General features: G+C 64.4%; 15 protein-coding genes and 4 tRNA genes. 3 read left to right on the plus strand and 16 right to left on the minus strand.

Translation table 11 applies throughout. The annotated features are described in order from the left end of the window. Positions 1-5 precede the first annotated feature (5 nt). From rpoB to ACS5PN_RS28515, 12 genes are all read right to left on the minus strand, one after another. On the minus strand, positions 6-4,127 hold the full coding sequence (gene rpoB, locus ACS5PN_RS28460) for a DNA-directed RNA polymerase subunit beta (protein WP_439467396.1): 4,122 nt from the start codon (positions 4,125-4,127) through the stop codon (positions 6-8). Positions 4,128-4,505: 378 nt separating this feature from the next. Beyond that, a complete protein-coding gene (gene rplL, locus ACS5PN_RS28465; RefSeq protein WP_310273307.1) occupies positions 4,506-4,886 on the minus strand; it encodes a 50S ribosomal protein L7/L12 in 381 nt (126 codons plus the stop codon). A gap of 51 nt (positions 4,887-4,937) precedes the next feature. Then, positions 4,938-5,471, minus strand: a complete 534-nt coding sequence (rplJ, locus tag ACS5PN_RS28470; RefSeq protein WP_025564477.1) for a 50S ribosomal protein L10 — start codon at positions 5,469-5,471, stop codon at positions 4,938-4,940. A gap of 267 nt (positions 5,472-5,738) precedes the next feature. Continuing rightward, positions 5,739-6,449 carry a 50S ribosomal protein L1 gene (rplA, locus tag ACS5PN_RS28475; protein WP_025564479.1) on the minus strand — a complete coding sequence of 237 codons (711 nt, stop codon included), beginning with the start codon at positions 6,447-6,449 and terminating at the stop codon, positions 5,739-5,741. 2 nt (positions 6,450-6,451) lie between these two features. Then, complete coding sequence (gene rplK / locus ACS5PN_RS28480) at positions 6,452-6,889, minus strand: 50S ribosomal protein L11 (RefSeq protein ID WP_025564481.1); 438 nt, start codon at positions 6,887-6,889, stop codon at positions 6,452-6,454. 163 nt (positions 6,890-7,052) lie between these two features. Beyond that, positions 7,053-7,628, minus strand: coding sequence for a transcription termination/antitermination protein NusG (gene nusG, locus ACS5PN_RS28485; RefSeq protein ID WP_310330025.1), 576 nt, complete (start codon positions 7,626-7,628; stop codon positions 7,053-7,055). A 15-nt stretch (positions 7,629-7,643) separates the two neighbouring features. After that, positions 7,644-8,030 carry a preprotein translocase subunit SecE gene (gene secE / locus ACS5PN_RS28490; RefSeq protein ID WP_439467397.1) on the minus strand — a complete coding sequence of 129 codons (387 nt, stop codon included), beginning with the start codon at positions 8,028-8,030 and terminating at the stop codon, positions 7,644-7,646. A gap of 145 nt (positions 8,031-8,175) precedes the next feature. Further along, a tRNA-Trp gene (locus ACS5PN_RS28495) sits at positions 8,176-8,251 on the minus strand. A 15-nt stretch (positions 8,252-8,266) separates the two neighbouring features. After that, entirely contained in the window at positions 8,267-9,457 is a 1,191-nt protein-coding gene (gene tuf / locus ACS5PN_RS28500) for an elongation factor Tu (protein WP_025564238.1), read from the minus strand. Positions 9,458-9,511: 54 nt separating this feature from the next. Beyond that, positions 9,512-9,586: transfer RNA gene (locus ACS5PN_RS28505), tRNA-Thr, on the minus strand. Positions 9,587-9,662: 76 nt separating this feature from the next. Next, positions 9,663-9,736 (minus strand) — tRNA-Gly (locus tag ACS5PN_RS28510). Between the two features lie 48 nt (positions 9,737-9,784). After that, positions 9,785-9,869: transfer RNA gene (locus ACS5PN_RS28515), tRNA-Tyr, on the minus strand. A 579-nt stretch (positions 9,870-10,448) separates the two neighbouring features. Between ACS5PN_RS28515 and ACS5PN_RS28520 the strand changes: the two genes are divergently transcribed. Both ACS5PN_RS28520 and ACS5PN_RS28525 read left to right on the plus strand, forming a co-directional pair. Further along, on the plus strand, positions 10,449-13,259 hold the full coding sequence (locus ACS5PN_RS28520) for a TonB-dependent receptor (RefSeq protein ID WP_439467398.1): 2,811 nt from the start codon (positions 10,449-10,451) through the stop codon (positions 13,257-13,259). Between the two features lie 107 nt (positions 13,260-13,366). After that, entirely contained in the window at positions 13,367-14,977 is a 1,611-nt protein-coding gene (locus tag ACS5PN_RS28525; RefSeq protein ID WP_439467399.1) for a tryptophan halogenase family protein, read from the plus strand. Positions 14,978-14,982: 5 nt separating this feature from the next. Here ACS5PN_RS28525 and ACS5PN_RS28530 read toward each other — a convergent pair whose 3' ends face one another. Further along, entirely contained in the window at positions 14,983-15,990 is a 1,008-nt protein-coding gene (locus tag ACS5PN_RS28530; protein WP_439467400.1) for a cupin-like domain-containing protein, read from the minus strand. Between the two features lie 19 nt (positions 15,991-16,009). Continuing rightward, entirely contained in the window at positions 16,010-16,960 is a 951-nt protein-coding gene (locus tag ACS5PN_RS28535; protein ID WP_439467401.1) for a cupin-like domain-containing protein, read from the minus strand. A gap of 461 nt (positions 16,961-17,421) precedes the next feature. Here ACS5PN_RS28535 and ACS5PN_RS28540 point away from each other — a divergent pair, with 461 nt between their 5' ends. Then, positions 17,422-20,061, plus strand: coding sequence for a TonB-dependent receptor (locus ACS5PN_RS28540; RefSeq protein ID WP_439467402.1), 2,640 nt, complete (start codon positions 17,422-17,424; stop codon positions 20,059-20,061). Positions 20,062-20,170: 109 nt separating this feature from the next. On the opposite strand, the gene ACS5PN_RS28545 is transcribed toward ACS5PN_RS28540, so the two are convergent. Further along, positions 20,171-20,878, minus strand: a complete 708-nt coding sequence (locus ACS5PN_RS28545) for a DUF6445 family protein (RefSeq protein ID WP_439467403.1) — start codon at positions 20,876-20,878, stop codon at positions 20,171-20,173. After that, the gene (locus tag ACS5PN_RS28550) at positions 20,875-22,395 is read right to left on the minus strand and encodes a tryptophan halogenase family protein (RefSeq protein ID WP_439467404.1); all 1,521 of its coding nucleotides are present in this window, start codon (positions 22,393-22,395) and stop codon (positions 20,875-20,877) included. Before ACS5PN_RS28550 ends, ACS5PN_RS28545 begins: the two co-directional genes overlap by 4 nt. Position 22,396: the final 1 nt, after the last annotated feature.

Consider the following 22,396-nt stretch of genomic DNA (forward strand, 5'->3'; position numbering starts at 1 on the left):
GCTCCTTAATTGCGTTCCAGTTCAATGTCGATGCCCAAGGAGCGGATTTCCTTGACCAGCACATTGAACGATTCGGGCATGCCCGCTTCGATGGCGTGTTCGCCCTTGACGATGCTTTCGTAGACCTTGGTCCGGCCGTTCACGTCGTCGGACTTGACCGTCAGCATTTCCTGCAGGATGTACGAGGCGCCATAGGCTTCCAGCGCCCAGACTTCCATTTCGCCGAAACGCTGGCCGCCGAACTGCGCCTTGCCGCCCAGCGGTTGCTGGGTAACGAGGGAGTACGGGCCGGTCGAACGGGCGTGCATCTTGTCGTCCACCAAGTGGTGCAGCTTCAGCACGTGCATGTAGCCGACGGTGACCGGGCGCTCGAACTGCTCGCCGGTGCGGCCGTCGCACAGCCAGGCCTGGGTGCGCGTCTCGGTCAGACCCTTCTTGGCGGCGATGTCGTCCGGGTAGGCCAGCTTCAGCATGCCGCGGATTTCCTCTTCCTTGGCACCGTCGAAGACCGGGGTCGCGAAGGGCACGCCCTTGGCGAGGTTCTCGGCCATCTCCAGCACTTCGGTGTCGGACAGGTCGTCGATGTTCTCGGTCTTGCCGCCGCTCTGGTTGTAGAGCTGGTCGAACAGCTTGCGCAGTTCAGCCACCTTGGTGTGCTGCTGCAGCATGTCGCCGATGCGCTGGCCGATGCCCTTGCCGGCCCAGCCCAGATGCACTTCCAGCACCTGGCCCACGTTCATCCGCGACGGGACGCCCAGCGGGTTCAGCACGATGTCGGCAGGCGTGCCGTCGGCCATGTAGGGCATGTCTTCGATCGGAGTGACCTTGGACACGACGCCCTTGTTGCCGTGACGGCCGGCCATCTTGTCGCCAGGCTGCAGGCGACGCTTGACGGCCAGGTAGACCTTGACCATCTTCAGCACGCCGGCGGGCAGCTCGTCGCCCTGCGTCAGCTTCTTGCGCTTTTCTTCAAAAGCCAGGTCGAAGCTGTGGCGGGTCTGGTCGAGCGCGTTCTTGATCGACTCGAGCTGGTTGGCGACTTCTTCCTCGGCCGGACGGATGTCGAACCAGTGGAACTTCTCGACCGAGGCCAGGTAGTCCTTGTCGATCTTGGTGCCCTTGGCGATCTTTTGCGGGCCGCCGTTGGCGACCTTGCCGTTGAGCAGCTTCTCGATACGGTCGAAGGCGTCGCTCTCGACGATACGCAGCTGGTCGTTCAGGTCCAGGCGGTAGCGCTTCAGCTCGTCGTCGATGATCTGCTGGGCGCGCTTGTCGCGCTGGATGCCTTCACGGGTGAAGACCTGCACGTCGATGACGGTGCCGCTGGTGCCCTGGTCGACACGCAGCGACGTGTCCTTCACGTCCGAAGCCTTCTCGCCGAAGATGGCCCGCAGCAGCTTCTCTTCCGGCGTCAGCGTCGTCTCGCCCTTGGGCGTGACCTTGCCGACCAGCACGTCGCCCGGATTCACCTCGGCACCGATGTAGACGATGCCCGACTCGTCCAGACGGCCGAGTTGTTGCTCCGACAGGTTCGGGATGTCGCGGGTGATTTCCTCGGCGCCCAGCTTGGTGTCACGCGCATTGACCACCAGCTCCTCGATGTGGATCGAGGTGTAGCGGTCTTCGGCGATGACGCGTTCGCTGATCAGGATCGAGTCTTCGAAGTTGTAGCCGTTCCAGGGCATGAACGCGACCAGCATGTTCTGGCCCAGAGCCAGTTCACCGATGTCGGTGGAAGCGCCGTCGGCAATGATGTCCTCGGCCGCCACCTTGTCGCCACGGCGCACGATCGGGCGCTGGTGGATGTTGGTGTTCTGGTTGCTTCGCTGGTACTTGATCAGGTTGTAGATGTCGACACCGACCTCACCGGCCACGGTCTCGTCATCGTTCACGCGGATCACGATGCGGTTGGTGTCGACATAGTCGACCACGCCGCCGCGGCGAGCCGCGACCACCGTGCCCGAGTCCTTCGCAGCCACGCGCTCGACGCCCGTACCCACGAAAGCCTTCTCGGGGCGCAGCACCGGCACGGCCTGGCGCTGCATGTTGGCGCCCATCAGTGCGCGGTTCGCGTCGTCGTGCTCCAGGAAGGGCACGAGCGAAGCAGCGACGGACACGATCTGCGTCGGCGCCACGTCCATGTACTGGATGCGCTCAGGCGACGTCAGCACCGATTCGCCGTTTTCACGGGCAGACACCAGTTCGTCGGTCAGCTGGCCGCCGGCGTTCAGCGTCGCGTTGGCCTGGGCGATGACGTACTTGCCTTCCTCGATGGCGGACAGGTAGTCGATCTGGTCGGTGACATGGCCGTCGACGACGCGGCGGTAAGGCGTCTCCAGGAAGCCGTACTCGTTGAGCTGTGCGTACAGCGCCAGCGAGTTGATCAGGCCGATGTTCGGGCCTTCCGGCGTTTCGATCGGGCAGACGCGGCCGTAGTGGGTCGGGTGCACGTCGCGAACTTCGAAGCCGGCGCGCTCGCGGGTCAGACCGCCCGGGCCCAGGGCGGAAACACGACGCTTGTGCGTGATTTCCGACAGGGGGTTGGTCTGGTCCATGAACTGCGACAGCTGCGACGCACCGAAGAACTCCTTCAGCGCCGCGGAGATCGGCTTGGAGTTGATCAGGTCGTGCGGCATCAGGGCTTCGGTCTCGGCCTGACCCAGACGCTCCTTGACGGCCTTCTCGATACGAGCCAGACCCGAGCGGTACTGGTTTTCGGCCAGTTCGCCCACGCAACGCACGCGGCGGTTGCCCAGGTGGTCGATGTCGTCCACTTCGCCGCGGCCATTGCGCAGCTCGACGAGGATCTTGACGACGTCAAGGATGTCCTCGTTGGACAGGTTCATGTTGCCTTCGGGCGTGTCACGGCCGACACGCGCGTTGAACTTCATGCGGCCGACACGGCTCAGGTCGTAGGTGTCGGTGCTGTAGAAGAGGCGGTTGAACAGGGCCTCGACGGCATCTTCCGTCGGCGGCTCGCCGGGGCGCATCATGCGGTAGATGGCCACGCGCGCAGCCAGTTGGGTCTCGGTTTCATCCGAGGCCAGGGTCTGACTGATGTAAGCGCCTTCGTCCAGCTCGTTAGTGAACAGGCACTGGATTTCCTTGACGCCGGCCTGGCGCAGCTTCTTCAGCAGCGCGTCGGTCAGTTCGTCGTTGGCCTTGGCAATGATCTCGCCGGTGTCGGCGTCGATCATGTTCTTGGCCAGCACGCGGCCAACCAGGAAGTCTTCCGGCACCGAGATGTGCTGCGTGCCGGATTGCTCCAGCTGGCGCACGTGACGGGCGGTGATGCGCTTGTCCTTCTCGACGATGACGGCGCCGCTCTTGTCGACGATGTCGAAGCGGGCGACTTCACCCTTCAGGCGATCGGCGACGAATTCGAGCTGCGCGCCGACGTCCATCAGGCGGAAGTTGTCGAACACGAAGAAGTGGGCCAGGATCTGCTCGGGGTTCAGGCCGATGGCCTTGAGCAGGATGGTGACCGGCATCTTGCGGCGACGGTCGACGCGGAAGTACAGGATGTCCTTCGGGTCGAACTCGAAGTCCAGCCAGGAACCACGGTAGGGAATGATGCGGGCGCTGAACAGCAGCTTGCCCGACGAATGCGTCTTGCCCTTGTCGTGCTCGAAGAACACGCCCGGCGAACGGTGCAGCTGCGACACGATGACGCGCTCGGTACCGTTGACGATGAAGGAACCGTAGTCGGTCATCAGGGGCACTTCGCCCATGTAGACCTCTTGTTCCTTGATTTCCTTGACCGTCTTCGCCTGGGGCGATTCACGGTCATAGATGATCATCTGCAGGCGCGCGCGCACGGCGGCTGCATAGGTCAACCCACGCTGTTGGCACTCACGGGTGTCGAACGGCGGCTTGGCGATGTTGAACTCGAGGAACTTCATCTCGACGAAACCGTTGTGCGAAACAATCGGGAACGCCGACAGGAAGGCCGCCTGCAGCCCTTCGGGCTTGCGTTTGGCGGGGGCCACGTCCTTCTGCAGGAAGGCCACGTAGCTGTCCTTCTGCATGGTGAGCAGATAGGGAACGTTGAGAACGCTCTCGCGCTTGCCGAAGCTCTTGCGGATCCGCTTGCGCTCGGTATAGCTGTAGGGGGTTGCTTGCGCCATAAACACTCCGTGTCGAGTGCATCCCCGGCCGTGGGACGCACCGCGTCGGCGACTGGCTGGCTCATCTACCCAGAACGGGCAGCTGCCTAGCTTGGTGGTTGGCCACTACCAACCGCTGGCGGACAACTCTGGCGTTGCACCAAAGTCCGACCAAACTGGTTCTCTGCAGTCGGATCAGAGAACACGTGAAAGAACTGCGCATCATACGCTGCGCAGCCCTTTCAGCTGTTCTCTACGGGGACAAACCCGTAAAGACGAAAAAGGGGAAGCCCGAAGGCAACCCCTTTTCTAGTCAGTGAGGTCGGAGCTGCTGCGCAGGTCCAACCCCAAAGCTGACTGGAGGGGACGGAGCCGCTACGCGGGTCCATCCCCATGCCATTACTTCATCTCGGCCTTGGCGCCAGCTTCGACCAGCTTCTTGACAGCGGCTTCGGCGTCGGCCTTGGAGATGCCTTCCTTGACGTTCTTCGGAGCGCCGTCGACCAGGTCCTTGGCTTCCTTCAGGCCCAGGCCCGTGATTTCGCGGACGGCCTTGATGACGCCGACCTTCTGAGCGCCGGCGTCGGTCAGGACGACGTTGAACTCGGTCTTCTCTTCAGCAGCAGCAGCGGCACCACCGCCAGCGCCACCGGCGGCCGGGGCAGCCATCGAAGCGGCGGACACGCCGAACTTCTCTTCAATTGCCTTGACCAGGTCGTTCAGTTCCAGAACGGACATGCTGTCCAGGGCGGTCAGGAAAGCGTCTTTATCGAATGCCATGATTAATTCCTAAAAAACAGATGGGTTGCGTGTGAACGCGTTGTTCGTCGATCAGGCCGCGGCCGGGGCTTCGGCGGGGGCTTCAGCAGCCACAGCACCTTCACCACGCTTTGCAGCCAGGGCAGCCAGCACGGCCGCGGTGCGTTGCACCGGCGACAGCAGCAGGCCGGCGATTTGCGACAGCAGGACTTCCTTGGACGGGACGGAGGCCAGAGCCTTCACGCCATTGACGTCCAGAGCCTTGCCACCGTAGGCACCACCCTTGATGACGAGCTTGTCGTTGGTCTTGGCAAAGTCAGCGATGACTTTGGCAGCCGCGACAGCGTCTTCCGAAAAGCCGTAGATCAGCGGGCCGACCATGCTCTCCGCAGCAGCTTCGAACGGGGTGCCAGCGACGGCGCGACGGGCCAGGGTGTTCTTCAGCACGTGAAGATAGACACCCTTGGAACGTGCGTCGACGCGCAGCTTGTTCAAGGCTTCCACGGTGAGGCCACGGTACTCGGCCAGCGCCAACGTCTGCGACTTCGCTGCTTGCGCTGCGACGTCGGAGACAACGGCTGCCTTCTCGTTGCGATTGAGACTCAAGGTCTACTCCTCACATTTGCTCCCTCGGCCTTGCGGCTTCGAGAGCGCCAGGGATTCAGCGACCATCTGTCAGGAAAAATCCTGTCAGCGGGACCGCCATCTGCGCTGGTTCTCGGTCTTGCGACGTCGATTTAAGGGGTCTCCACCAGCGGTCTTGGATGACGCGCCGCCCGGTTGCCCGGACAGCGCCCCACCAATCTTTGTTGCCCGGAGCCAGACTCGCTCCGCGCAGATTCAGTGCCCGGGCCACGAAGGCCCGGTGTGCGATCAAGCGGCGTTGGCTTGAGCGTTGATCGAAGCGATTTCGACGCGGGCGCCGACGCCCATCGTCGAAGACACGGCGACCTTGCGCAGGTAGATGCCCTTGCTCGAAGCCGGCTTGGCCTTGTTCAGGGCCTCGATCAGCGCGCGCAGGTTGCCTTCCAGCTTGTCGGTGTCGAACGAACGACGGCCGAGGGTGCCGTGGATGATGCCGGCCTTGTCGACGCGGAACTGGACCTGGCCAGCCTTGGCGTTCTTGACGGCGGTGGCGACGTCCGGGGTCACGGTGCCAACCTTGGGGTTGGGCATCAGGCCGCGCGGGCCCAGGATCTGACCCAGGGTACCGACGACACGCATGGTGTCGGGCGAGGCGATGACCACGTCGAAGGGCATGTCGCCCGCCTTGACGCGTTCGGCCAGGTCTTCCATGCCGACGACGTCGGCGCCGGCGGCCTTGGCTTCTTCAGCCTTGGCGCCCTGGGCGAACACGGCGACGCGCTTGGTCTTGCCGGTGCCGTTGGGCAGCACGACGGCGCCGCGAACGACCTGGTCCGACTTCTTGGCGTCGATGCCGAGTTGCACGGCGACGTCGATGGACTCATCGAACTTGGCCGAGGCCAGGCTCTTGACCAGGTCCAGGGCTTCGGTCAGCGCGTACAGCTTGGTCGATTCGACCTTGCCAGCCAGCGCCTTTTGCTTCTTGGTGAGCTTGGCCATGTTCAGACCCCTTCAACGATGATGCCCATCGAACGGGCGGAGCCGGCGATGGTCTTGACCGCGGCGTCGATGCTGGCAGCCGTCAGGTCCTTGGTCTTGATCTTGGCGATCTCTTCCAGCTGGGCGCGGGTCAGCTTGCCGACCTTGTCCAGATGGGGGCGCTGCGAGCCCTTTTCGATCTTGGCGGCCTTCTTGATCAGCACGGTCGCCGGGGGCGACTTGATCACGAAGGTGAAGCTCTTGTCGGCGAAGGCGGTGATGACCACCGGCAGCTTCATGCCCGGCTCGAAGCCGGCGCCCGACGTCTGGGCGTTGAACGCCTTGCAGAACTCCATGATGTTCAGGCCACGCTGACCCAGCGCGGGACCCACCGGGGGCGAAGGGTTAGCCTTGCCGGCCGGAATTTGCAGCTTGATGAAGCCGACAATCTTCTTTGCCATGTTTTCTCCAATCAGTGCCCGGGCGGCAAAGCCTGGACACCTGAGTACTAGCGCATCGGACTCGGACCGAAGTCCTTACCTTTGCTCCTCTTGTCCGCCTCTCGTTGCAGACTGATCACGGGCCGACGTTAGGGACGCCGGCCGAACCCAGGATTCTAGCGCGTTAGACTTTTTCGACCTGCGCGAAGTCCAATTCGACCGGCGTGGCACGACCGAAGATCGTGACCGACACACGCACCTTGGACTTGTCGTAGTTGACTTCCTCGACCGAGCCATTGAAGTCGGTGAAGGGACCTTCCTTGACGCGCACGACCTCGCCGACCGTCCACTCGACCTTCGGCCGGGGCTTCTCGACGCCTTCCTGCATCTGGTTGACGATCTTCATGACCTCGGCTTCCGAGATCGGCGCCGGGCGGTTCTTGGCGCCGCCGACGAAGCCCGTCACCTTGGACGTGTGCTTCACCAGATGCCAGGACTCATCGTCCATGAACATCTCGACCAGCACATAGCCCGGGAAGAAGCGACGCTCGGTGACGGCCTTCTTGCCGTTCTTCAGCTCGACCACTTCTTCGGTCGGCACCAGGATGCGGCCAAACTTGTCCTGCATGGCGGCACGGTCGATGCGCTCGCGCAGATTGCGCTCGACGGCCTTTTCCATGCCCGAGTAGGCGTGGACGACGTACCAGCGCTTGGGCAGGCCCGCCGGGGCTTCGGTCGTGACGACTTGTTCTTCAGACATCAGAATTCCTTGCGATCAGCGCTTCCAGCCCAGGATCAGGTCGTACAGCACCCACTCCAGCGTCTTGTCCGTCAGCCACAGGAACAGCGCCATGACGACAACAAAGGCAAACACATAGCCCGTCATCTGGGTCGCTTCCTTGCGGGTCGGCCAGACCACCTTCTTCACTTCACGCGTCGAGTCGCGGCCATAGGCGATCAGCGCCTTGCCATGCTCGGACGTGAAGAAGGCCGCCACACCGGCAGCCAGCAACACGATCAGCGAGGCCCACTGCACCAGCGCGCCTTGCTTGGACAGCCCATAGTAGGCCGCCAGCGCGCCGATCAGCAGCAGCACCGCAACAGCCAGCTTGGCCTTGTCAGCGCCGGTGGTCACCGTCTCGACTTGGGGAGGATTCGCCATCACTTCACTTTCACGCGCCGCTTTCGAGAGCGACTTTTCAGACACTGCTTTGGCTCGTAGCCATCAGCAGCAAGGCCCGCCGAGATCTCTCTCGCGGGCCGATGCTTGGTTAGCCAGGAAACCAACCGCCGTGATCAGTGGCGGGTGGCAGGGGCAGAGGGTCTCGAACCCCCAACCTTCGGTTTTGGAGACCGACGCTCTGCCAATTGAGCTATGCCCCTGTGGCCTAAAACTATTTAAGCGAGGATCGTGGCAACCACGCCGGAGCCGACGGTACGGCCACCTTCACGGATGGCGAAGCGCAGGCCGGTTTCCATGGCGATCGGAGCGATCAGCTTCACGGTGATGCCGACGTTGTCGCCAGGCATGACCATTTCCTTGTCCTTCGGCAGCTCCACGGCACCGGTCACGTCCGTCGTGCGGAAGTAGAACTGGGGACGGTAGTTGTTGAAGAACGGGGTGTGGCGGCCGCCCTCTTCCTTGCTCAGAACGTAGATCTCAGCGGTGAAGTGGGTGTGGGGCTTGATGGTGCCGGGCTTGGCCAGAACTTGGCCGCGCTCGACGTCTTCACGCTTGGTGCCGCGCAGCAGGATGCCGACGTTGTCGCCTGCTTGACCTTGGTCCAGCAGCTTGCGGAACATTTCGACGCCCGTGACCGTGGTCTTCTGGACTTCGCGGATGCCCACGATTTCGATTTCTTCGCCGACCTTGATGATGCCGCGCTCGACGCGACCGGTCACGACGGTGCCGCGGCCAGAGATCGAGAACACGTCTTCCACCGGCAGCAGGAAGGCACCGTCAACGGCACGGTCCGGCTGGGGGATGTAGGTGTCCAGGGCGTCAGCCAGGCGCATGATGGCTTGCTCGCCCAGGTCACCCGTGTCGCCTTCCAGCGCCAGCTTGGCCGAACCCTTGATGATGGGGGTGTCGTCGCCGGGGAAGTCGTACTTGGACAGGAGCTCGCGCACTTCCATTTCGACCAGCTCGAGCAGCTCGGCGTCGTCGACCATGTCGCACTTGTTCAGGAAGACGATGATGTACTTCACGCCGACCTGACGGGCCAGCAGGATGTGCTCACGCGTCTGGGGCATCGGGCCGTCAGCGGCCGAGCACACCAGGATGGCGCCGTCCATCTGGGCGGCACCGGTGATCATGTTCTTGACGTAGTCGGCGTGGCCGGGGCAGTCAACGTGGGCGTAGTGGCGGTTGGCCGTCTCGTACTCGACGTGAGCGGTGTTGATCGTGATGCCGCGGGCCTTTTCTTCCGGAGCCGCGTCGATCTGGTCGTAGGCCTTGGCCTCGCCACCGAACTTCTTGGACAGCACGGTCGCGATTGCCGCGGTCAGCGTCGTCTTGCCGTGGTCAACGTGGCCAATCGTGCCCACGTTCACGTGCGGCTTGGTCCGTTCAAACTTGCCTTTTGCCATCTTGCGCTCCTGAGGCGAACCCGTTGAGACGAGTAGAAGAAAAAGAGAAATTGGTGGTGCCCATGACGCGGATCGAACGCGTGACCTCTCCCTTACCAAGGGAGTGCTCTACCACTGAGCCACATGGGCATCGGCACGGGTTTGACGCCAGATGAACTGACCGGCAAACCGGTGTCGACGCTTTGCCGACCAAGCCGCTCGCAGGTGGAGCGGGAAACGGGAATCGAACCCGTGTCATTAGCTTGGAAGGCTAAGGTTCTACCATTGAACTACTCCCGCCCTGGGAGCTCTTGACCTCTGCACACACCCCTTGCGGAACGCATGCTTTGGTGGAGGAGGCTGGATTCGAACCAGCGTACGCTATGCGGGCAGATTTACAGTCTGCTGCCTTTAACCACTCGGCCACCCCTCCTGAGGCAAGCCCGCAACTATAGCACAGGGCAAAGGGTGCGCAACAGAGGCTCACGAAGAAGAACAAAAGAGCCCATCACCGCACCACCCCAGCGCGGGGCAACGCGCCTCTGGCGCACCCATGGGCAACCCACGCTCCGCAGACGCGTGCCGGCACTCTCGGCCGCGCAAGACCGCGCCGGGACGGCGCAGGCGACCAATTCAGAACCAGATTCAGGCCACTCGGCTACCAGCAGCCGATGCCGGCACGCCCTCGCACGCCGCGTCAGCAAGCCTCGCGTCGCCGAAGCGCAACAGTTCTCCACATACAGAAATACCAATCAAGTACCAATTCGTGCGCGCAAACGATGCCGCCAGAGAGGGGCGCACCCCATGGATAGAGGGCTTTGGCGCCGCCACTCGGGAAACCACCCACAAAAGATTGGTAGCAAAGTGGCGTTATCAATCGTTACAGTGGCATGGCACTGGTTGGATGCGCTTTTGAGGGCAAACAAGGCGCCAACCGGACCGAAGGTGGTATGCAACGCACCCGAAGCAGTCACCGCCGCCCCAATTCATTGGCCACAACGAGGAACAGTACATGAAGGTCAAGCAGACCCCCATCTCGCAGGCGGTGTTCATCGCTCTGCTCGGCGCCAGCGGCGCCGCCATGGCGCAGCAAGCACCAGCCCCTGAGCAGCTCGATACCGTGACCGTCACTGGCATTCGGGCGTCGCAGGAGAAGTCCCTGAGCGTCAAGCGCAATGCGGACACGCACATTGACGTCATCTCCGCCGAAGACATCGGCAAGATGCCCGACAAGAATGTGGCCGACTCGCTGGCCCGCATCCCCGGCGTCACCATCCTGAACAGCCCCGCCGGCGGCTCCGGCGGCTTCGACGAGCGCGACCGCGTCGGTCTGCGCGGCACCAACCCAAGCCTGACGCAGACCCTGCTGGACGGCCACGGCATCGCCAACGGCGACTGGTTCGTGCTGGACCAGACCGGCGCCGGCGTCGGCCGCAGCGTCAGCTACTCGCTGCTGCCGTCGGAGCTGGTCAGCCGCGTCGAAGTGCACAAGAACTCTCAAGCATCCCTGGTCGAGGGTGGCTCGGCGGGCTCGGTGAACATCATCACCCGCAAGCCGCTGGACTTTGCGAAGGCACTGACTTTCGAAGCCGGCTTGGGCGTGGTGTACGCCAACCTGCCCGGCAAGACCGACCCGCAATTCAGCGCGCTGGTCAACTTCAAGAATGAGTCCAAGACCTTCGGCATCCTCGTGCAGGCTTTCTCCGAAAAGCGCCACCTGCGCCGCGACGGTGTTGAAGTCCTCGCCCAAGATGGCCACATCGCCACGTACGAGACGCTCACGGGCAAGGGCACCGGCGCCAACGCCGCAGCCCTGATCGCCGCCCACCCCGACCTGGAAGGCGTGAAGGCGCCGAACATGCTCGGCTCCGCTTATTTCACGCAAGAGCGCGAGCGCAAGGGCGGCCTGGTCCGCGCCGAGTTCAAGCCCACCAAGGATGTCGACCTGACGCTGACGGGGTTCTCGTCCAAGATGGACGCGGACAACTACAACCGCAACTTCCTGCTGTCAGCCATCCCGGCCAACCTCAATGCCGCGACGCTGACGGACTACAAGATCGTCAACAACACGCTGGTCAGCGCGCACTACACCTTCGCCGCGCCGACCAACAACGGCTACTACGACCAGATCTCGCGCCAGGCCTCGGCCTCGGCCAACTTCCTGAGCCTGGACGGCGCCTGGAAAGTCAACGACGCACTGCACCTGACGGGCAACGTCGGCTCCTCCAAGGGCAGGGGCAAGACGGGCAGCCAGGACGTGCTCGAGTCCCACATCACGTCGACCGGTTCCGGATTCGACCTCAAGGGCACCGGCACCGCCCCCGCCTTCGCGCTGGCCAACAGCAGCTATCAGAACTTCGACTGGATCTTCGGCACCCAGAACGTCGTCGTTAATGACAAAGAGTCGTGGGCGCAGGTGGACGCCGAGTACACGCTCGACGCCGGGGCGCTCAAGAGCCTGAAGTTCGGCCTGCGCAATGCTCAGCACAAGCGCTACACCGGCGAAATCATCAGCCAGGGCCCGGGCTGCGCCACCGGCACGCCCTACCGCGTCGGCCCGTGGGACTGGAGCAAGGCCAGCGCTTGCTCAGATGCGAACGGCGCTGACGCACCGCAGCTCTCTCCCTACACCGTGCCGGCCTTCAGCGCCAACTACCCGAGCAACTTCGGCAGCGGCCTGGGCAGCGGATTCCCGACCAACATCGCCTACATCCCGGCGGATGCACTGGCGGCCTACAACGCCAAGATCACCAACCGCGACCCGGTCGCCCGCCGTTACCCGAACCTGGAATACAACGTCAAGGAAACGACGACCGCCGGCTACCTGCAGGGCAACCTGGAAGGCGAAGCCTGGAGCGGCAACATCGGCCTGCGCCTGGTTCGCACCAAGCAGAACGCCGGCTCGATTCGCCCGGTCCTGCCGGGCGACACGACGAAGCCGACGATCTCGTCCGCGTTCGGCGACTACGTGGGAACCACGTCCAGCAGCAGCTACACCGACGTGCTGCCCAGCGCCAGCATCCGCATCGACGTGACCAAGAGCATCGTCGGTCGCCTCGCGGTCAGCCGCACCCTGACCCGCGCCGACTACACCGCGCTGTCGGGCTACCTGGACAAGCATGACCCGCACAACCTGGAAGACACCGGCAGCGGCTGGGGTTCGTCGGGCAATCCTGATCTGCAGCCGATCCGTTCCAACAACATCGACGGCAACCTGGAGTGGTACTTCGCTCCGCGTGCCTTCGTGTCGGCAGGCGCGTTCTACATGGGCCTGGACGGCTATATCAAGGACAAGGTGCGTTCGACCACGCTGCCGGCCCTGCTGAGCTCGGTCAACCCGACCGGCCCGAAGGATCAACTGGTCTATCGCAACTACGACATCTACTACCCGACCAACACGCAAGCGTCGGTCTACGGGCTGGAGTTCGCGTTCGAAACCCCCATCGCCGGCAACTTTGGCGTCAGCGCCAACTACACGCTGGCCAAGGGTCACGACCAGGACGGCCACGTGCTGCGCGGCAACGTCAAGAATTCGTTCAACCTGGGCGGCTTCTTCGAAAACGACCAGTTCTCGGCCCGCCTGAACTACGGCTACACCGACGACATCTTCGTCGGCCAGGACCGCGGCACCGACTACTTCCAGAAGGGTTCGGGCGTGCTGTCGGCTTCGCTGGGCTACAAGCTCAACGACCACTTCGCGGTGAGCCTGGATGCGCAGAACCTGAACGACCCCATCCTGAAGTACTACGCCACGGCCGACCAGCCGCGTGCGTTCTACAAGAACGGCCGCCAGTTCTACCTGACCGCGCGCATCAAGTACTGATCGCCACTGCCACTGCTGGAACTCTCGGGTTCCAGCGGCGGCCGCCGCTGACCACAATCGAAGGGGAACGTGCACCACACGTTCCCCTTCTTTCATTCAAGTGCCCCATGAGCGACACCGCCACCCTCATCGACCAGTACATCGCCGCGCGCCCCCAGGGTGGCAGCACGGACGTGCCGCCGCCGATCAAGCATGTCTGCGTCGTCGGCGGCGGCTCGGCGGGCTGGATGACGGCCCTGATGCTGGCCACCACCGCCTACGGCCCGCGGCTGAAGGTGACGGTGCTGGAGTCGCCACAGGTCGGCATCATCGGCGTGGGCGAAGGCTCGACCCCCTGGCTGCGTCGCTTCTTCGAGATCCTGGGCATCGAGGAGTCGGAGTGGATGCCGGCCTGCAATGCCACCTACAAGAGTGGCATCACCTTCGACGGCTGGTCGACCAAGCCGGGCTTCGAGCGCTACTTCCACCCCTTCGTGTCGATGCTGGACAACATGACCATGCATCCCTTCGTGGACAACGTCCACGCGAGGCTGGACGGGGCGGACGTGGACGCCCATCCGGACCGCTTCTTCCTGTCGGCCGCCCTGGCCCGCCAGGCGCGCGGCCCGCGCGCCAACGCCAACTTCCCCTTCGACGTCTGGTACGGGTATCACTTCGACGCCACGCTGCTGGGTCAGTTCCTGGGCCGCAAGGCCAGAGAGCGCGGCGTGACCCACCTGGAGCGCCACGTCACCCAGGTGCAACTGGACGAGCGCGGCGACATCAGCGGCCTGCAGCTCGACGATGGTGAAGTCCTGGCGGCCGACTTCTTCGTCGACTGCAGCGGCTTCGCGTCGCTGATGATCGGCAAGGCCCTGCAGACGCCCTTCATCGGCTTCGGCGAAAACCTCTTCAACGACGCCGCGGTCGCCATGCCGACACCACTGGACGGCCCCATCGAGTCGCAGACCGTGTCCACGGCCCTGCGTCATGGCTGGGCCTGGAAGATCCCTCTCACCCAGCGCCAGGGCAACGGCTATGTCTACAGCAGCGCCCATTGCTCAGCCGACGAAGCCGAGACCGAACTGCGCCGGCACCTCGGCATGCTCGACTCGGACGTCCCTGCCCGCCACCTGAAGATGCGCGTGGGCCGCATGGCCAAGATCTGGAACCGCAACTGCGTGGCCATCGGTCTGTCGCAAGGCTTCATCGAGCCGCTGGAAGCCACCGCCCTGCTGTTCGTGCAGGTCACGGCATCCATGCTGGTCGAGGCGCTGGAGAAGGGCGACCTCGGCACCTCCGCGCAGGAGCAGTTCAACGACGCCATGCGCCGACGCTTCGACAACACCCGCGACTACATCGTCGCGCACTACAAGACCAACTCGCGCACCGACACCGACTACTGGCGCGAGAACGCCGAGAACATGCATCTGTCAGACTCGCTGCAGGGTGTGCTGATGACGTGGATGTCGCGCAAGCCGCTGGTGGCAGCGCTCAAGTCCGGCCGCTTCGGCGGCGGCTACCCCACGGTGTCCTGGTACGCGCTGCTGGCGGGCATGGGCATCTTTCCCGACCCCGAGGACCTGGAGCCGCCCACCGCCCACCAGGCCCGCCACCGGCTGGATGCGGTCGACGATTTCATTGCCCGATCCGTCACCAACTTCCCCGATCACCGCGAGCTGCTGGCCGACATCCCGCCCGGCCCGGGCGACAAGGCTCTGGAAATCTACACCTGGTAGGCGGCTCAGCGCTTCAGCCGGCTCAGGAGGTCCTCGCGCAGGGCTGCATCCGCCGCCACGTCGATGTCGCCGAACAGATGGCGCTGCCCCTCGGGGATGTGCGCGAGGCCTTCGCCGCGGGCGCCGAACACATAGTGCCCGAACAAGGCCCGCCAGCCCTCACGCTCGCCATCCGGCAAATGACGCAGGGCCAGCATGGCCAGCCGCAAAGCCGCCAGGTGCAGGTCGTCGGGCCGCTGCGGGGCTGCCAGTGGCCGCCACCAGTAGTTCATCAGGATGTTCAGGTGCGGCGCCAGTGACTGGACCTGGTGGAACCACAGCGGGGGGATGTAGATGGCATCGCCAGGCTCCAATTCGGCCACGACGGCATGCGCCAGCGCGTCGGCCACGAGGGGGAAGCGTGTGCGGTCAGTGGTGTGCAGATCGGGCACCACCGACATCGGCGCCGCCGTGGGCGCGTAGTCCGGCGGGCCGAGGTAGAGCAGCGGCGCGCATTGCGGCGGCAGCAGCGTGAAGCGGCGCCGGCCGACGGCCACGCAGGCGATGTTGTGGGAGTCATCGAAATGCGCCGGCACCGTCGCCCGGTTGCCGATCCAGATGCGGGCCGGCACCGCGGCGTCCAGCAGCGGCATGGCATTGGCTTGCTCCAGCCCCGAAAGCGCGTCGGATACCAGTGCGCTCTGCGCGGCCAGCGCGGGCGGCTCGGGGAAGTGGCTGTAGCGCCAGAGTTGCTCGAACAGCGCGGCGTACGGGCGCTTGTCGAGCGTGAAGTTGAAGCCGTCCAGCCCAGGCCTGTAAGTGAAGGCCCGCGTGGGCTCGGGCCGGGCCAGCACGGCGTCAACCGGTTGGCCACCGTCAAACCCCATCAAGTACTGCAGGCAGGGCTCCAGGCCCGCACGGCCCTGCGCAACCAGGGGCCAGTGCGCCGCCACGCCGCGCATCACCACGGGCGCGTAAGCCGGCACCACCTCGCGCTCGAAGCGCTCGCGCGTGATGCCCTCGACTTCCTTCATCGGCTGCATAGGTTGTCGCTCAACGTCGCCGGGCCAGCGCGCCGTGCCAGGGCTCGGGAATATGGCCGGCAGGCTCCTGCTCCCGCTGCACCACGTAGTGCTCGAACATCGCTGCCCAGGCATCGCGCTGGTCCGGCGGCAGCGCGTTCAGCACCTGGATGGCCTGCATCAGGGCATGAGCCGGCGCGGGCAAGTCCTTGCCAATGGCTACCGGCCACCAGTAGTTGATGAGCAGGTTCACCTTCTCCAGCGCCTGAACCTGGTGGTACCAGAGCGGCGGGATGTAGAGCGCGTCGCCCGGCCCCATGTCGGCGACGAAGGCCGAGGCCAGCGCCTCCCGATAGCGCGGGTAGCGGCCGAAGTCCGGTGCATCGGGGTGCACGACCGAGATGGGGGCCCCTGACGGCGTGTGCTCCAGCGGCCCGATGTAGAGATTCCCCACCTGTTGCGGCGCGAACAGCGTGAAACGCCGCCGCCCCGCCACCACGCAAGCCAGGTTGTAGGGGTGGTCGTGATGCACCGGCACCGTCAGCGCATTGCCGAGCCAGAAGTTGGGCACCACGCCCGGCAAGGCATCCAGCCGGTTCTCGTCCAGGAAGCCGGGAATGACGTCGCTGACCTTGGCGCATTGCGCGGCGATGGCGGGCGCACCGTCGACCTGCTGATAAGCCGCCAGATGGGCCATGAACTCCGCCAGCGGCATGCGTGCCTTGACGAAGGAAAAGTCGGTGAGCGTCTCGTTGTAGCCCATCACACCGCGGGCCGCCGCGCGGGTCTTGGTGGCCATGACCTCGACGCCACGGTCCAGGCGCGCCAGGTAGTTGCAGATGCCCAGCGGGCTGTCGAGGCCGGCACCCACCGCGGGCCAGTCGCCAACCAGCCCCTTCAGCAGCAGCGGCTCGGCGCGCTGCTCCAGGCGATCCTTGAGGTGCGGCTCGTCTACCGCCGACCAGCTTTCAACCGGCTTCATGTCGCTGAGGGATCGCCGCTCATCCAAGGCAGGTCATCGCGTTAGGGGACCTCCATTGTCCCGGCTCCCCGCTGCAACGCGGCCTCCGGCAAACCCTGCAACACGGCAAGTCCACTTGCTGACCAGTTTGAAATCTCGCTCGGAAGCGCTTCCGGAACGCAAGTGCTTCGTCGTCATCGCACAACAGGATTTCAGGCACCAATCAGATACCAATCGACGCTCACCAGAAGAGTGCCATCGAGGCAAAAAGCCGCGTTTTCATAGAGCATGACATAAGCCACCCGGGAAACTACTTGGATTAAACTGGTAGCAAAGTGGCGTTACCAATCGATATAGTGGCCTTGCACTGGTTGCACGCATAGAGAACGAGACAGGGGCGGCAACCGGCCTCAAGGTGGTATGCACGGCCCCAGGCAACCACCTGCCCATCCGAACCAATGGCCACTACGAGGATCAGTTCAATGAAGGTCAAACCGACCCCCATCGCGGCAGCCGCCGCCCTGACATTGCTCAGCATGTCGTTCGCCGCCCAGGCACAAGAAGCCGCCGCGCCGGCCCAGCTCGATCAGGTGGTCGTCACCGGCATCCGCGCCTCGCTGCAGACCGCCGCCACGATCAAGAAGAACGCCAGCGCCGTGGTCGACGCCGTGTCGGCTGAAGACGTGGGCAAGCTGCCCGACTCCGACGTCGGCCAGGCCCTGGGCCGCATCCCCGGCGTGTCCGTCGGCCGCGCCTTCGGTCAGGGCGCCTCGGTCTCCATCCGCGGCTCGGACCCGCAGATGACCTACACGACGCTGAACGGCCAGACCGTTGCGTCCACCGGCTGGTACGACCAGCTCGACATCGACCGCTCCTTCAACTACTCCCTGCTGCCCTCCGAGCTGATCGGCGGCATGGAGGTCTACAAGTCCCAGCAGGCCGACCTGACGGAAGGCGGCATCGGCGGCACCGTCATCGTCAAGACCCGCAAGCCCCTGGACATGGCCGCCAACAGCGGCTTCGTCAGCGTCAAGTACGGCAAGGGCACCATCAGCGACGCCGAGAAGGAAGTCTCGGGCCTGTACAGCTGGAAGAACGAGGCCAAGAGCTTCGGCGTGCTGGCCGCCGCCGCCCATTCCGACGGCGCCTACATCCGCCGCGGCATCGAGGCCGACAACCGCTGGTCGGGCGACGTGGCCCCCACCGCCTTCGTGCAGGACCGCAAGCGCGACGCCATCAATCTGACGCTGCAGGCCAAGCCGGTGCAGGGCCTGGACCTGGGTCTGAACCTGCTCAAGCTCAAGCTGGTTGGCGACAATAGCAACAGCAGCGACTACATCTTCCAGGACCCGAACTGCGACAAGCGCAACACCGACGTGAAGTCGGCCTGGAACCCCACCGGCATGTGCGTGCACAGCACGACGACGGCCAGCAACCCGCTGCCGACGCAGTTCTTCCAGGTCTGGGCCCGCGCGGCGCAGATGACCTCGGACAGCGCCACCTTCGATGGCCACTACAGGCTGGACGGCGCCAAGTTCGACTTCGTCGCCGGCGCCACCAAGGCCAAGGGCGGCACCACGCTGACGGCCAACTACCAGACCGGCAACTGGGACGCTGGCTTCAGCCTGCCCAAGTGGCAAGGCACCATCGACGCCACCGGCCACCAGATCGCCGTCAACCCGACGAGCAACCAGTCCTTCGGCGTCTCCAACCTGCCCTCGGCCCTCGGCCCGCAGACCTGGGCGACTTCGCAAGGCCCGAACAAGGACCAGGAGAAGTACGCCCAGTTCGATGCCACCATCGACCTGAACTGGGGTGCCATCAACGCCTTCAAGACTGGCGTGCGCTTTGCCGACCACACCTTCGAGAAGCGCGCCTACCGTCCGGTCTGGGCCGCCACCATCGCCAACACGCCCACCAGCGCCCTGTTCGACGGCACCGTGGACCTGGCCAAGGGCTGGAGCATCCCGCGCCCCAACATCGATGCCATGGTGGCCGGCACGCTGAAAAACATCAACGGCTGGAACGAAGACCGCTCGGCCTACAGCGAGCTCAACGAGAAGAACCAGGCGCTCTACGGCATGTTCGACTTCGAGTCGGGCAACCTGCGCGGCAACTTCGGCCTGCGCTACATCTCCACCGATGTGAAGAGCACCGGCTACAAGTTCGACGGCACGCCGCTGGCCGCGGGTGACTACGCCGGCAACGAGAACTGGGGCAAGACCTACGACGTCAAGAAGTCGAAGTACAACGACGTGCTGCCCAGCATGAACCTGGCCTTCGACCTGAGCAAGGACCTGGTGCTGCGCGCCGCCGCGTCGCAAGCCATCACCCGCCCGAACTTCGCCAACATGTTCGGCGTGACGGTGTCCGGCTACAACGACGACCGCATCGGCAACGAGACCTGGACGGTCGGCAGTGTCGAGCTCAAGCCCATGAAGTCCAGCCAGGTTGACCTGAGCCTGGAGTACTACTACGGCAAGGGCAATGTGCTGTCGGCGACCTTCTTCAACAAGGACATCTCGAACTTCATCACGGCCAACGTGCTGCAGAACCAGAAGATCGGCCTGGTCGATCCCAAGTCGGGCGTGGACAACTGGACCGTGCAGAACTTCGTCAATGCCGGCGGCGGCCGCCTGCGTGGCATCGAGCTGCAGGCCAACCATGCCTTCAACAACGGCCTGGGCGTGGTTGCCAACTACACCTTCACCGAAGGCACGGCACCCAAGGAAAGCTTCGCCGATCAGCTGGGCCTGTTCACCCAGTCGTCCAAGCACAACGTGAACCTGGTGGGCTACTACGAAACGGCCGACTACTCCGCCCGCCTGGCCTACAACTGGCGTTCGAAGTACATCATCCGCGAGAACGCCTACTGGTACGGCAACCGCATGCACGCCAACACCGGCACGCTGGACGCGAGCTTTGGCTGGAACATCAACAAGTGGCTGAAGCTCAGCTTCGACGCGGTGAACCTGACCAAGCAGGACGACGTGCAGTACGGCGTCATGTCGACCAGCCTGCCGGCCGACGCGCTGCACAAGGATCCGCTGAAGGCCGGCTACCCCGCCTGGTCCTTCACGGGCGAGACCACCTACAAGATCGGTCTGACGGCCAAGTTCTGATCGACATCGCTTGTCTCCTTTCCAGCCCGGCATCCGCCGGGCTTTTTTAATGGGCGGCGCAAAGCAAAACGCGCGGCCAGGCCGCGCGTTTTGTGGCGCATGAAGCCGCCTAGAAGTCGTAGAAGGAGTTCAGCGTCAGCCGCCCGGTCAGCGGGTTGGCATTGATGCTGAGCCGCGGGTTGACGACGGCCGAGTGCAGCAGGCTGCCGCGGTAGACGACGAGGCGGTTGAAGCGGGCCGGCATCATGCCCAGGAACTCGAAGCCGGCATCCGAGTCGTCGAAGTAGCGCTGGGCCGGTGGGCGGGCGTTCAGTTCGTCGTAGTAGACGTCCAGGAAATGCTCACGGTTCTCGGCCGTGACCTGCTGCAGGCCGGTTGCCTTGTGGCGGTAGAAGGCCGTGCCACCATGCGCTTCGTTGCACAGATAGAGCAGCACCGCCATGTGATGCGGCGTGCTGGCGTCGAAATGCGGCGTGCGCTGCAGAGGCCCGAGCTCATCGGGCCGCAGGGTGGTGAGGGAGAAGGCGCACTCGGCCTTGCGCAGCGCCAGTGCCTCGGGAACGCTGAAGTTCTGGCGGATCAGCGGCTCCATCAACGCCGTCAGGTTGGCCGAATACTCGGCCGGCGCCACGGCCCGCACGCCCGGATAACCCTTGCGGTCGGCCACGCCGGGATAGGGTGCGAAGGCGCTGCGGCTGGCGATCTCGACCAGGGCCTGCGGGTCCCGCAGGAAGTTGTCGATGAAGACGATGGGGTGCTCGCCGACCTGCACGGACTGGATGTCCGGCGGCATGCGGATGGCAAAAGCTTCGCTCATGACCGCGGATAGGCAGCGCGCAGGCCCTGCAGCCAGTCGCGGTGACTGGGCAGGCTGCGCATGGCCTGCTCGGCCGCGCGCGTCACATGCTCGAACTGCTCCAGGCTTTCGCGGCGCTCGAAGTCCGAGATCGGCAGCGGCCGTGTCGCGAAGCGCATGCCGTAGAGCACATAAAGGTGGTTGTCGACGTCGAAGAGGTCGAAGCGGCTGGTGAAGTCGTTCTTCTGCGGGTGGCGCACCGCCCAGCGGGCGAGGCGCTCGCGCAGCACGTCGGAGAGATGGTCGCCGCGGCGGTTCTCCAGCCAGAACGCCGAGTCGCTGCGGTCCGACAGGTGGTAGTGCAGCTGCACGAAGTCGATGACCCGCTCCCAGGTGTAGGTCACGGCCTCGTTGTAGCCGCGGCGCAGCGCGTGGGCGTCATCGCGCATGCGCGGGAAGTTGCGCGACAGCAGATTGGCGGAGAAGTCCGTCACCAGGATGGAGGTGGCCTCCAGCGGCTCGACAAAGCCCTGGGCCAGGCCCAGCGACACGCAGTTCTGGAACCAGAACTGCTGGCGGTAGCCGATGCGCATGGGGATCTTGCGCGGCGACAGCGAGTCAGGGTTGACGCCGAGGTAGCGCGCATAGCACTCGAGTGCGCGCGACTCGCTCATGTGGGCGCTGGCGTAGACGAAGCCCGTGCCGCGCCGGTGGGTGACGGGGATGTCCCAGATCCAGCCGGCCTCATGGGCCTGGGACAGGGTATAGGGCGGGATCTCGTCGGCGGCATCCGTCGGTACCTGCTGCACCAGGGCCGTGTCGGTCAGCAGCTGGTGCGACTTGTCGACGAAGGGCACCTTCAGCACGCGCTGGGCCAGCAACGACGAGAAGCCGCTGCAATCGACGTAGAAGTCGAAGGGCATGACCTCGCCCGAGGCCATGCGCAGCGCGGTGATCGCGCCATCCTCGCCGCGCTCGGCATCGACAACCGTCGCGACGAGGTATTGCACGCGGAAGCGCTTCTTCGCGTTCTCCGCCAGCAAGGCCGCAAACTTGTGGGCGTTGACGTGATACGCGTACTCGACCTCGCCGGCATAGGGCGGGGACGAGATGGCCTTCGGGCTGCGCTGCGCCTCGGCGACGCGGGTGCTGATGGACACGTCCGAGAAGGCCCGCTGCGGCTGCTCCAGCCAGGTCGGCGTGATGTCCAGGCCTTCCGGAAAAGGCGAGGCGAAGGGGTGGTAGTAGAAATGGGCCTTGCCGTGCTTGGCCGCATCCAGCCACCCCTGGAACTTGATGCCGTTCTTGAAGGTGGTGTCGCAGGCGACGATCAGGTCGGCCTCGGAGATGCCGAACTTGCGCAGCGAAGTCTTGATGGCCGGCACCGTGCCCTCGCCGACGCCGATGATGGGCACGTCGGCCGACTCGATGACGGTGATGACGACCTCGTTGTCGGCGCTCAGTTCGTAGCCGAGATGATTGGCCGCCAGCCAACCCGCCGTACCGCCGCCGATGATCGCGATGCGTCGCGTCTTCATC

Origin of the sequence: Roseateles sp. NT4 (assembly GCF_051857475.1) — a bacterium.
Taxonomy (GTDB): Bacteria; Pseudomonadota; Gammaproteobacteria; order Burkholderiales; family Burkholderiaceae_C; genus Pelomonas.